The 11,636-nt window shown below is 65.9% G+C and carries 9 protein-coding genes; 5 read left to right on the forward strand and 4 right to left on the reverse strand.

Annotation, left to right across the window (positions count from 1 at the left end; genetic code table 11):
* Positions 1–80 precede the first annotated feature (80 nt).
* Genes EHF44_RS06645 through EHF44_RS06655 form a run of 3 tightly spaced genes read right to left on the reverse strand, consistent with a single transcriptional unit; the run spans position 81 to position 4,454 of the window.
* Positions 81–1,265 carry a hypothetical protein gene (locus EHF44_RS06645; RefSeq protein ID WP_124683021.1) on the reverse strand — a complete coding sequence of 395 codons (1,185 nt, stop codon included), beginning with the start codon at positions 1,263–1,265 and terminating at the stop codon, positions 81–83.
* Positions 1,255–2,055, reverse strand: a complete 801-nt coding sequence (locus EHF44_RS06650) for an outer membrane lipoprotein-sorting protein (protein ID WP_124683022.1) — start codon at positions 2,053–2,055, stop codon at positions 1,255–1,257. The genes EHF44_RS06645 and EHF44_RS06650 overlap by 11 nt, the downstream gene beginning before the upstream one ends.
* A complete protein-coding gene (locus tag EHF44_RS06655) occupies positions 2,052–4,454 on the reverse strand; it encodes an efflux RND transporter permease subunit (RefSeq protein WP_124683023.1) in 2,403 nt (800 codons plus the stop codon). Before EHF44_RS06655 ends, EHF44_RS06650 begins: the two co-directional genes overlap by 4 nt.
* Before the next feature lie 279 nt (positions 4,455–4,733).
* On the opposite strand from EHF44_RS06655, the gene EHF44_RS06660 reads away from it, so the two are divergent.
* Positions 4,734–6,230 (forward strand): nitrite reductase, encoded by a 1,497-nt coding sequence (locus tag EHF44_RS06660; protein ID WP_172966021.1) that lies wholly within the window; start codon positions 4,734–4,736, stop codon positions 6,228–6,230.
* Between the two features lie 11 nt (positions 6,231–6,241).
* Positions 6,242–6,595: a c-type cytochrome gene (locus EHF44_RS06665; RefSeq protein WP_124683025.1), complete on the forward strand. Its 354-nt coding sequence runs from the start codon at positions 6,242–6,244 to the stop codon at positions 6,593–6,595.
* 3 nt (positions 6,596–6,598) lie between these two features.
* Here the strand turns inward: EHF44_RS06665 and EHF44_RS06670 are convergent, their stop codons facing one another.
* Positions 6,599–8,134 (reverse strand): PLP-dependent aminotransferase family protein, encoded by a 1,536-nt coding sequence (locus tag EHF44_RS06670; protein ID WP_124683026.1) that lies wholly within the window; start codon positions 8,132–8,134, stop codon positions 6,599–6,601.
* A gap of 183 nt (positions 8,135–8,317) precedes the next feature.
* Between EHF44_RS06670 and recQ the strand changes: the two genes are divergently transcribed.
* The 3 genes from recQ (at position 8,318) to rpsG (ending at position 11,538) form a co-directional block, all read left to right on the forward strand.
* Positions 8,318–10,168: a DNA helicase RecQ gene (gene recQ, locus EHF44_RS06675; protein WP_124683027.1), complete on the forward strand. Its 1,851-nt coding sequence runs from the start codon at positions 8,318–8,320 to the stop codon at positions 10,166–10,168.
* Between the two features lie 313 nt (positions 10,169–10,481).
* Entirely contained in the window at positions 10,482–10,859 is a 378-nt protein-coding gene (gene rpsL / locus EHF44_RS06680) for a 30S ribosomal protein S12 (protein ID WP_006576501.1), read from the forward strand.
* Positions 10,860–11,067: 208 nt separating this feature from the next.
* Positions 11,068–11,538 carry a 30S ribosomal protein S7 gene (gene rpsG / locus EHF44_RS06685; RefSeq protein ID WP_124683028.1) on the forward strand — a complete coding sequence of 157 codons (471 nt, stop codon included), beginning with the start codon at positions 11,068–11,070 and terminating at the stop codon, positions 11,536–11,538.
* Positions 11,539–11,636: the final 98 nt, after the last annotated feature.

Raw genomic sequence — 11,636 nt, forward strand, 5'->3', positions numbered from 1 at the left:
CGTCCTGGAGGGCTTGCTGGCGCTGGCTCGGGGCGCCACCGTCCATCGCACAGGTCGAGTCCGCTGGGCGACACGACGCCTCAAAAGCTGTGGTTCAGATTGATCTGGAAAACACTGTCATGGCAGATCGGCGCAAAGGGGCTGTCACTGTTGCACGCGGCCTTGCGCGCTTGCAGGGCCAGGCGGATGGACTGCCCGAAGCGCCGGCTGAACTCCAGGCGATGGACCAGCACGCGGTTGGCGCGGTCGTGCAGGATGCCGTACAGAAGTTCCGCGTCGCCGGGCTCGTTGAAGCGCAACCGCACGCCACCGAACAGGGCGTTCTTGTAGAGCGCCAGCGGCGCGCTGTCGTCGCGGTCGTCCCGCAGGATCTCGAACAGCAGGGAGACATCCAGGCTCGGTTGCGTCACCGTGTACTCCCCGCCAGCGGTCCAGGACCAGAAAGGGCGTCCTTGTCCCCGTCGATGAATGGCCTCGCCTTTCCATAGCATGCTGCCCACTGGCACCTGGGCGGTCAGGCCAAGCTGACGGATGCGCCGGTAGTTCGCGGTCAAGTCCGCCGAGAAGTCCGGCTCGCGCGACAGGCCATCGAAAACATAGGCGCTCAGGTCGCCTGGGCCGACCGTACCAGACCAGTACACCGCCACATCATTGGTGCGCAGCCAGGGCGACAGCCCATGCGGTGCGTTGTCCGTCGCCACGGGGCCTACGCGCAGGCGGCTGCCGGTGCCAAGCAGCGGCCGGGGACGGAACCAGGGCATCCAGTACGCGGCGAACCGGCCATACCGATCGGTGAAGCGCGTATAGGACAGCATCGGCTGGCCGAGCTTGGCCTGCAGATCGATATCCGCGCGCGTGTCCACCTGGTTGATGATGTTGGCCGGATGGCTGGACTCCATCACGCTCCAATCGACGGTCTCCATCCCGACTTGCCAGAGGTTGTCACCGTCCTCATAGCGCAACTGGGCTTCGCGCGCATCAACGTACCGCATCGCAGTGTCCGCCGTGTCGAGCCGCGCGTAGATCGTCAATCGCGCCGACAATTCGGGCACCGCCGGATGCGTGACGATCCAGCCGGGATTCAGGACCAGCGCACCCGAATGCCAGCGTTGGTCCGGCAGCGCGGGGCGACGGTTGAACAGCCGCGCTTCGATTCCGATGCTGCCCGACGTCTCGACGTCAGGCACGGCCTCGGTGCCACCGGATGCAAGACCGAAGCCGATGGCCGCGCACCACCGCGCAGCGATCCGCCGGCTAACGGACATACTCAAGCCGCTGCGGCAGGAAGTCCTGGCGGTTGATGCTCGATTCGCGGAACCTGTAGTTGCGCATGTTGATGCGCGTGGACTTGCCCGTCTGGTGATTCAGCATGGACATCCAGGCCGGCTTCAGCAGACGACCCTCGTAGCGCTCATATCCGCCAGTCTCCAGCGTCTTCTGCAGTGCGCCGCGCCGGTCATAGAACTCCGTCTTCAGCGCGACCCATCGCTCCTTGTCGATCCAGAGCATCTGTCGGGTATAACCCGAGCCTTCGTAACGCGGCACGCGCTCCAGCTTGAAACTGGGCCGGTCGGCCACCGTTTCTTCGCCAACCAGCGTGTGGCTGAACTTGCGCGGCAACTGCGACGTCAGGTCCTCGAAGGAAAACTCGCTGCCAAGGAACGAGCCCGACCTGTTGTCGGATGCAATGCGCCGGGTCCGCTTCAGCGACGGCAGGTATAGCCATTGGTCGTCGGGTTTGTCGGCGTGCGAGAAGGTCAGGAAGGCGGTGTGCTTGATGTCCGCCGGCGCTTCGAAAACGATCAGATGCTTGTCGCCATCGTCTGCGACCTCCAGCACCGCGCCTCGCATCCGCCGCACGCTCTCCCGGCCCTGCCGATCGCGCAGGATCATCTCCATGTCCATCCGGTAGCTGTCGAAGCCTCTCTCCCGCGCGTAGGCTTCTGCCGCAATCGCTTCCCCGGGGTCCGGGGCACCGGCCGAGGTTTCACCGTGCACCGGCACCGCGGCGAGCACGAAAAGGAGTACGGCCAGCCTTGAAACGGTTCGCATCATGGCGTCAATGTTCCCTGTGTCATGGTTGATGGCAATGGCTTGTCGAGTTCGCGCGTGGCGCGGCGGTCCATCACGTAGAGCAGCGGCGGCAGGACCACCAGGTCGATCACGCCGGCAATGCCGATGGTCAGCAGCGACATGATTCCCAGGTTGGCATTGAGATCGAAGTGCGACAGCGTCAGGGCGCCGAATCCCAATACCAGCACGACCGTCGTCAGGACCAGCGCGACACCCGAACTGCCATACGCGTACTCGATTGCCGCGCGGGGCGGCAGCCCCTGCCGGGTCCGCGCCGCGTGATACTTGTAGATGCTGTGGATGGTGTCGTCGACGATGATCCCGTAGGCCAGGACGCTGACGATTGCAACCGACATCCCGACCTGCCCCACCGTGGCGCCCCAGACGCCAAAAGCCAGCAGCGAGGGCAGGACATTCGGCAGCAGGCTGGCGATGCCAAGGCGAACACTCTGCATGGCCACCGCAATAACCAGCGAGATCAGCAGGATCTGCAGCACATACCCCTTCAGTGTCCCGGGGATGTTGGACTGGCCGATGCGCGCAAACATCATGGACGGGCCGGTGCCGTGCGTGGCCATCGTGTCCGGCAGGTTCGCGCGCATCCATTCATGCGCGCGGCGATCGAACGCCACCAGCTCCGCGGAAGACATGTCGGCGAGCACCACGGTCAACCGGCTGGCGGATCGATCGATCCGGATCTGATCGTTGAGGCTGAGCCCGGGTGGCAGCGACATCTCGAAGAGCAGCAGCATCTGCGCGCTCTGCACGTCGTCATCCGGGATGCGATAGGCCGCTGGCGAGTCGTTCTCAAGCGTGCGGTGAATCCGCTTCACGATGTCGGATAACGCGCTGACATGATGAACCTCGGGCTGCGACCGCAGCCACGCGGCAAGACGATCGACGTCCTGCAGATAGCTGGATGACGCAACCGACGTACCCGCCGGCGCCGCCAGGGAGTAGTGGACTGCGTGCACGCCCGTCAGATGGGCGCTGATGAAGTCCGTATCGCGCCGAAACTCGACGGCGGGGCTGAAGTAATCGACGAAGTTGTCTTCGAGCTGGTTTTGCGCGGCGTAGATGCCGCCGAGGACCGCCAGCGCAGCCGCGCATCCGAAGATCGGGCGTCGCCGATCGACCATTACCACGGCAAACCTGCCCAACGCTTGGCCCTGCCGCAGCAGACGGCCGTTGCCCTTCAGCGGCAGCAACGCCAGGCAGGCGGGCAGGAACGTCACCGAGAAGATGAAGATCGCCAGGGCCCCCGTACCCAGTATCACGCCAAACGTTGCAATCGGCGGCACGTCGGACAGGCACATGCTGAAGAAGCCCAGGGCGTCCGTGCCACACGCCATGGCCACGATCGGCAGGTTGATGGCCACCGATTCACGGACGGCGTCCTGCTGGCCCAGCCCGGCGGCCATGCGCCGCACGGCATAGACGATGACGTGCAGGCTGCACGCCACGGCGATCGTCGTCAGGATGGTCGGCGCCGACACCGACATGGCGGTGAGCCGGAGCCCGAACCATCCGGCCATTCCCAGCGACGCGACGATCGACAACGTCATGACCAGCAGCGCCGCCAGCACGCCCACCGCACTGCGCAAGGCGATGAACATTACCACCAGGATCAGCGCGTACATCAGCGGCGTCAGTGTCTCCAGGTCATTCTGCGCCTGCTCCTCGAACGCCGTATCGAGCAGGATGCCGCCGCTGGCCTTGATCTTGATGTCGGGATACTCGGCCCGATGCGCCTCGATCAGTCTGCGCAGCCCATGCACGGCTTCCGGCATGCTCGCTTCGGTGGGCGCCGGGAGCGCAAAGCTGATGTTCACGCCCGACACGGCGCCGTCGTGCGAGACCAGCCGGCCCACCAGCGATGTCTCGCCCATCGCAATGGTGCGGATTCGCTCGATGCCGCTGGCGGTCTCGGCCAGTTCGGCCTGGTAGAGCGGACGAACCCGAAGCAGATCGGCGTCCGCCTCGGCGTGCTGATGATTGGTCAGGCTGTCCACGCGCCGCGCGTGCGGCAACGACCAGGCTTTCTCGGTGAACGCCGCCATGGCGCCCAGGGCGCGGGCCGAAAACACGGTGCCATCACCAGGCACGAACGCGACCAGGGCATCGTAATCGTCGGAATACGAGTGACGAAGGGATTGATGCGCGAGCAGCTGGGGGTCGTCGGGCCGAAAGAAGTCGCGGTAGTCGCTGCTGAAGCCCAGACGATCCAGTCCAACGGCCGCAAGCGCGCAAAGGCAGATGGAGAGCGCCAGCACCAGCCTGCGCCGACGCATCAGCCAGCAGGCGTAGCGCTCCGCCCATCGGCTGCCGGGTACTGGGGTGTGCTCGCTGCTGAAACTATAGTGGTCCTGCTGGCCGCTCATCGCTCCTCCCCCACTGAGATTCCTCTGGGCAGATTGGAGCCGTTCGGCATGCGGGCAGCAAGCGAAGAATCCTTAAAGTGCACCTGATCTGGCGCAAACAGTGCTTCGAATCCGTACCCACCGGCGCGCGCTTTCCATCCCCTGTGGGCGTCGCTGTCCGCGCGCAGACTTGTGTAGTCGCCACCAGCAGAGCGTGGCGTTCCCCACAAAAGGTAAGCGATGCTAGGAAAAGTGCTAGGGACCGTTTTGGCGGCCGGCGTGTCGTCGGCCATATCGGCCATGCCCGCGGACGCCCTCAAGCGTGCGGACGCGCTGTACCAGGCCAACTGCGCGGTGTGTCACTCGGCCAGCCGGGGCGGCTATGTCGGGCCGGCCCTGCACAAGGACCGGCTGGTGCAGAGCGAAGCCGCGCTGCGCGGCACGATCATGACCGGCATTCCTGACACGCTGATGCCGCCGTTCCATTCGCGCATGGCGGACGAGGACATCCGGTTGGTCTCGCAGTACATCAAGACGCAGCCAGTGGGGCGCCCCGAATGGTCGATGCAGCAGATCCGCGACAGCCTGCAAGTGCTCGTCGATGAATCGACGCTGCCGTCGAAGCCCAGCTACCAGATTGGTTCGGTCTACGACCTGATGGTGGTGATGGCGCGCGGCCGCTACGGGCGCGGCACCGGCGACAACGCGAAGACCGTGTTCCTGGACGGCGCCACGAACAAGGTGGTTGGCGAGATCGCCACGCCGGTTGCGCCGCACATCATGGAATTCAGCCCGGTGGAGGCGCGCTGGGCGTGGCTCAAGAGCGACGACGGGCATGTCTACAAGATCGACCTGTACACGCTCAAGGTGGTGCGCAAGGTCAAGACGGGGCTGACCGGGCCCGGCATCGCCGTGTCGAACGACGGCAAATGGCTGGCCGCGAGTTCGTTCGTGCCGAATCTCGTGGTGATCCTGAAGGCGGACACGCTGGAGCCCGTGAAGTACCTGCGCCTGGAGGGCAAGGACCCCGATGGCAAGTTCATCCAGTCGGCCGGCGGGCCGGTGATCGGGAGCCGGATCAACAACAGGTTCGCGCTGACGTTGCGTCAGGCGGGACAGATCTGGATCGTCGACCCCGACCGCGAAGGCATGCCGGTGACCAAGCTCGAAAAGGTCGGCCGGATGCTGCACGACACGTTCCTGACGCCCGATGGCCGGTACTCGATGGTGGCGTCTTACGGCGACAACAAGATCGTGGCCATCGACCTCAAGGAGAACAAGGTGGCGCGCGACATCCCTGCGGGCTGCCAGCCGCACGTGGGGTCCGGCGCGGTGACGCCGGTGGGCGGCCGGATGCTGGCGTTCGGCACCAATATCGGCCAGTGCGACAAGGGCGACGTCGTCACGGTGTGGGACACGGCCGACTTCTCGGTGGTGAAGAACATCGCCGTGGCAGGCCCGACGGAGTCGCCGGCGGCGCATCCCGACGCGCCGTACGTGGCTGTCGACATCGTCAGCAAGGACAAGAAGGCGTCGCAGATCCAGCTGATCGACAAGCAGACGCTGGAGGTGGCGCGCACGCTCGATGCAGGCGGCCATGCGTTCTTCCCGGAATACACGCGTGACGGCAAGTACCTGTACGTCAGCGCTGGCTACTACGGCGACCGGCTGCGGATCTACGACAGCAAAACCCTGGCGCTGGTGGCCGAGCACAAGATGGAAAGCCCGGCCGGCATCTTCTCGCGCGCCCGTACCCAATGGATCTCGGTGGGTTTGCCGCCGACGCGCAAGCACTAAGGAGCCCGACCATGACACGTTCTCATTGGAAACTGCCGGTCGCGGTGCTGACATGGCTTGGCGTGGCCGCGGCGGCCCAGGCGGCTGCGGGCGTTGAGGGGGGCAAGCCGGTGCAGAAGCCGGCCGACAAGCTGGCGGCCATCCTGCCGATGTGCGCCACCTGCCATGGTGTGGACGGCATCAGCAGCGTCGGCTTGTATCCGAACCTGGCCGGGCAGAAGGCCGAATACCTGGCCAAGCAGCTGCGCGACTTCAAGGCCGGCCGGCGCGACGATGCCGTGATGCGGCCGATGGCGGAGCCACTCGACGACGCCGCCATCGACGCCTTGTCCCGCCACTTCGGCGCGATGCGCGCCGCGCCGTAGCGATCAGGCGTCGAGGCCGGCCGGTGCGTCTGCATCGGCCGCCCGCTGCCGGCATGCGCCGACGGCCAGCTTGAGCCGGACCAGCGCCTGGCGGATCTGGTCCACGTTCTGCGACGCATAGCCGAGGAGCAGGATCCGTTGGGCCGCGGCCGGGATGAAGCCGCAGGCGGCCTCGTGCAGCGGATACAGCCGGATGCCGTGCGCCAGTGCGCGATCCGCGACGCTTGCGGCGGTCGGCCCATCGGACGGCAGATGGAGCGCGACGTGCATGCCCGTGTCCGCGCCGCTGATGTGGCATCGGCCGTCCCAGATGTCATGCAGCCCGGCGAGCAGGGCGTCGCGCTGCTCGCGGTAGCGGCGGCGCAGGCGGTACAGATGCCGGCTGTAGTCGCCATATTCGATCAGCCGCGCCAGCACGGCCTGCTCGAGCCATGGGCAGCCGTGGTTGAGCAGCGCCTTGCGGCGCGCGATGGCGTCGGTCAGCCAGGGCGGGCAGGCCATGAAGCCGAGCCGCAGGCCCGGCCCGAGCACCTTTGAGAACGATCCGACGTAGACCACCCGGGAAGGATCCATCGCCATCAGCGGCGGCGGCGGCGCGCCTTCGTAGGCGAAGTCGCCGTCGTAGTCGTCCTCGATGACGCAGGCGCCGGACTGGGCGGCCCAGCGCAGCAGGGCGCGGCGCCGGTCCATCGACATTGTGTAGCCCAGCGGGTACTGGTGCGAAGGCGTGGTGTAGACCAGCCGAACAGGCCCGGACGGCAGCGCATGGGCGCAGAGCCCGTCCGCATCGACCGGTACGCCGATCGGCGTCGCGTGGGCAAGCTGGGGCAGGTTGCAGAAGCCGGCATAGCCCGGCGATTCGACCACGACGCGGTCGCCATGGTGGACCAGCTGCGCGGCAAGCAGGTGCAGGGCTTCCTGCACGCCGGAGACGATCAGGATCTGCGTCGGCTCGACGGCCAGCGCGCGCGTGGCGGCCAGGTAGTCGGCAATCTGCATGCGCAGACCCCAGAGGCCTTCCGCCGGCGGGTATTCGCTGATGGCCTGGCGCATCTGCCGCAGCAGCGGGTTCGACAGCATGGCCCAGCGGCGGGCCGGGAACGCATCGGGCGCCGGACGGCCAAGCTTGAAATCGTGGATCACCGGCAGGCGGGGCGGCGAGGTATGAACGCCGGGCGGGCACACCGCTGCGCGGGCGGGGGATTCCATGGGCGGCGGCACGGCCTCGGCCGGCATGGCCGATGGTGGCACCGGTGCCGGTGGCGCCGAGGCACGCGGTATGGCATCGGCCACATAGAAGCCCCGGCCCGGCTCGCCGCGCAGCAGCCCGGCATCGGTCAGGCCCTCGTAGGCGCCGACCACGGTGTTGCGGGACACCCGCAGCGTGGCGACCAGGCACGTGATCGATGGCAGGCGGTCGCCGGTCTGCAGGCGCCCGGTCACGATCATGCGCTCGACCTGCCGCATGATCTGTCGCTTGTAGGGCTCCGGCCCCCCGCGCACGATCTCGATCGGAAGGGTGAAGGCATGGCGCTGCATGGTGTCTTGTGGTGGGAACCTGAGTCGCCATCGTAGGACGGTGGCGCCACGCCCTGCTTGTGCTGGCGCAAGACAGCCGGCCGCATTTGGCATCCACGCGACATCGCCACGGCCGCACCGGACCTGCGCGCCGCGTGCGGTGGTATGGTTACGCCTTTCCCGCTTTCCGTATCCGGCTGTCCCATGTCGCGCGCCCTGGCGATTCTCAAAGAAGTCTTCGGCTATCACGCCTTCCGCGGCAGGCAGGCCGAGATCATCGACCACGTGGCCGATGGCGGGGACTGCCTGGTCCTGATGCCCACCGGTGGCGGCAAATCGCTCTGCTACCAGATTCCCGCGCTGCTGCGCCAGCAGGCCGGCCATGGTGTCGGCATCGTCGTTTCGCCATTGATTGCGCTGATGCAGGACCAGGTGGCGGCGCTGACCGAAGCGGGCGTGCGCGCCGCGGTGCTGAACTCGACGCTGAGCAGCGGCGAGGCGTCGGCCGTGGAGCGCGACCTGCTGGCCGGCCGGATCGAGGTGCTGTACGTGGCGCCCGAACGGCTGATGACGCCGCGCTTCCTGGATCTGCTGGACCGCACGCGCGTGGGGCTGTTCGCCATCGACGAGGCGCACTGCGTGTCGCAATGGGGGCACGACTTCCGGCCCGAGTACATCCAGCTTTCGGTGCTGCACGAGCGGTTCCCGAACGTGCCGCGCATCGCGCTCACGGCCACCGCGGACTCGCTGACGCGCAACGAAATCATCGAGCGGCTCGCGCTGGACGATGCGCGCGTCTTCATCTCCAGCTTCGACCGGCCGAACATCCGCTACCGCATCGTCGAGAAAGACAACGCCAGGCAGCAACTGCTGGCCTTCATCAAGGCCGAGCACATGAACGGCGACGGCGGGCACGACAGCGGCATCGTCTACTGCCTGTCGCGCAAGAAGGTGGAGGAAACCGCGCAGTGGCTGGCCGGCCACGGCATCAACGCGCTGGCCTACCACGCCGGCATGGACGCCCAGGTGCGGCAGCACCATCAGGCCCGGTTCCGCGAGGAGGAGGGCATCGTCATGGTGGCGACGATTGCGTTCGGCATGGGCATCGACAAGCCGGATGTGCGCTTTGTGGCACACCTGGACTTGCCGAAGAGCATGGAAGGCTATTACCAGGAAACTGGCCGCGCCGGCCGCGACGGGCTGCCGGCCAACGCGTGGATGGCCTATGGCCTGGGCGACGTCGTGCAGCAGAAGCGCATGATCGACGAATCCGAGGCGGACGACGCCCACAAGCGGGTGTCGTCCGCCAAGCTCGACGCGCTGCTGGGTTTGTGCGAGACGGCCGGCTGCCGGCGGGTGCGGATCCTGGCCTACTTCGACGAGTCGGCCGGGCCGTGCGGCAACTGCGACACCTGCCTGGAGCCGCCGTCCACGTGGGACGGCACCCGGGAGGCGCAGATGGCACTGTCCTGCGTCTACCGCACGGCGCAGACCAGTCGCGTCCATTTCGGCGCCACGCACCTGATCGACGTGCTGCGCGGCAATTCGACCGAGAAGATCCGCCAGTGGGGCCACGACAAGGTGTCGACCTTTGGCATCGGCAAGGACCTGTCCGTATCGGAATGGCACGCAATCTTCCGCCAGCTCATTGCCCACGGGCTGCTGGTGATCGATCACGGCGGCCATGGCGCGCTGCTGCTGGGCGAGCCGGCCCGGGCGGTGCTCAAGGGTGAGCAATCGATCACACTGCGGCGCCAGGTAAGCAAACCGGCCAAGTCCGGAGAGCGGGCAGGGCGCGGCGGCACGCGCACCGACCACACCGCCACGATGGACGCCGACACGCTGGCCAACTGGGAGGCGCTGCGGCGCTGGCGGACGGCCACGGCCAAGTCGCATGGCGTGCCGGCCTACGTGATCTTCCACGATGCCACGCTCGCCGAGCTGGCGCGCAGCGCGCCGGAGTCGCTGGACGACCTGGCGGAGGTGCCCGGCATCGGAGCGTCGAAGCTGGAGCGGTACGGCGACGAAATCCTCGAAGCGCTGCGGGCGGTGTGAGGCCAGACTGGATGTGGCACGTATACGTATACGCCGCGTATACCCCTTGACCGTTGCAAACCACGCTGCTAGAGTGCCAGATTCGAGTTTTTGGCTTCGGATTTCGCTCGTCCGTCGGGTTTGTGGCGCTTCAGGTGCCCGGCAGGCAGGACGGCAGCGGGATCCCGGCAAGCTCGCGCTCTTTGGCAAGTCTGTCACTTCACAGCCCTTCCTACAGAGCGTCCTGCTCGCCTTTCCCGCCCAAAACCCGTTGTTGCCCCTTGGTCAGATGCTGGCGGAGGGGTGTTTTTGTAAAACCAAGCTGGATTGAACAATGCCAACTATCAACCAACTGGTTCGCAAGCCGCGTGTCTCTGAAGTCATCAAGAGCAAGAGCCCCGCGCTTGAGAACTGCCCGCAGCGTCGCGGCGTGTGCACCCGCGTGTACACCACGACGCCGAAGAAGCCGAACTCGGCACTGCGTAAGGTCGCCAAGGTGCGCCTGACCAACGGTTTCGAAGTCATTTCGTATATCGGCGGTGAAGGCCACAACCTGCAGGAACACTCGGTCGTGCTGATCCGCGGCGGCCGTGTGAAGGATCTGCCGGGTGTGCGTTACCACATCGTCCGTGGCTCGCTGGACCTGCAAGGCGTGAAGGACCGCAAGCAGGCCCGTTCGAAGTACGGTGCGAAGCGTCCGAAGGCTGCCTAAGCTTTCGCGCAAAGCAATATCCGACGGCCGTGACGATGCGTCATGGAGCTGTCACCAGGCGGCGGTAAAACGGAGCGTTTTTTGTGCGCCGTGCCGTCGAGTAAGTGGTCACCCGGCGAATTTGTCCAGCCTGATGCTGGCAAGCTAGTTGGTGGCCGGAGAGCGGAAACATTCAGACCGCCTCTCAACTGAATCTTAAGGAAAGAAGATGCCACGTCGTCGTGAAGTCCCCAAGCGGGAAGTTCTGCCTGATCCGAAGTTCGGCAATGTCGAAGTTGCCAAGTTCATGAACGTGCTGATGCTGGACGGCAAGAAGTCGGTTGCCGAACGTATCGTGTACGGCGCGTTCGACCAGATCGAAAAGAAGGCAGGCAAGGCCCCCATCGAAGTGTTCTCCGTTGCGATCAACAACGTGAAGCCGGTGGTGGAAGTGAAGAGCCGTCGCGTGGGCGGTGCTAACTATCAGGTTCCGGTCGAAGTCCGTCCGTCGCGTCGTTTGGCATTGGCGATGCGTTGGCTGCGCGAGGCCGCGAAAAAACGCAGCGAGAAGTCGATGGCGCTGCGCCTGGCAGGTGAGCTGATGGAAGCTGCAGAAGGCCGTGGTGGCGCAATGAAGAAGCGCGACGAAGTACACCGCATGGCCGAAGCCAACAAGGCGTTCTCGCACTTCCGCTTCTAAGGCGCGCGAAAAACGCTGTTGGTTGCCGGGCGGGCTGTGTTTTCACACATCTCGCCCGTTTGTGTTAGGGGCGCAGCCCATGAGATTGCTGCGCCTCA

The sequence above is a fragment of the Cupriavidus pauculus genome, assembly GCF_003854935.1.
GTDB lineage: Bacteria > Pseudomonadota > Gammaproteobacteria > Burkholderiales > Burkholderiaceae > Cupriavidus > Cupriavidus pauculus_C.

Coding starts and splice junctions, on each gene's coding strand:
- EHF44_RS06665 (WP_124683025.1), top strand. CDS start 6,242: ATGACACGTTCTCATTGGAAACTGCCGGTCGCGGTGCTGACATGGCTT.
- recQ (WP_124683027.1), top strand. CDS start 8,318: ATGTCGCGCGCCCTGGCGATTCTCAAAGAAGTCTTCGGCTATCACGCC.
- rpsG (WP_124683028.1), top strand. CDS start 11,068: ATGCCACGTCGTCGTGAAGTCCCCAAGCGGGAAGTTCTGCCTGATCCG.
- EHF44_RS06670 (WP_124683026.1), bottom strand. CDS start 8,134: ATGCAGCGCCATGCCTTCACCCTTCCGATCGAGATCGTGCGCGGGGGG.
- EHF44_RS06655 (WP_124683023.1), bottom strand. CDS start 4,454: ATGAGCGGCCAGCAGGACCACTATAGTTTCAGCAGCGAGCACACCCCA.
- EHF44_RS06650 (WP_124683022.1), bottom strand. CDS start 2,055: ATGATGCGAACCGTTTCAAGGCTGGCCGTACTCCTTTTCGTGCTCGCC.
- rpsL (WP_006576501.1), top strand. CDS start 10,482: ATGCCAACTATCAACCAACTGGTTCGCAAGCCGCGTGTCTCTGAAGTC.
- EHF44_RS06645 (WP_124683021.1), bottom strand. CDS start 1,265: ATGTCCGTTAGCCGGCGGATCGCTGCGCGGTGGTGCGCGGCCATCGGC.
- EHF44_RS06660 (WP_172966021.1), top strand. CDS start 4,734: ATGCCCGCGGACGCCCTCAAGCGTGCGGACGCGCTGTACCAGGCCAAC.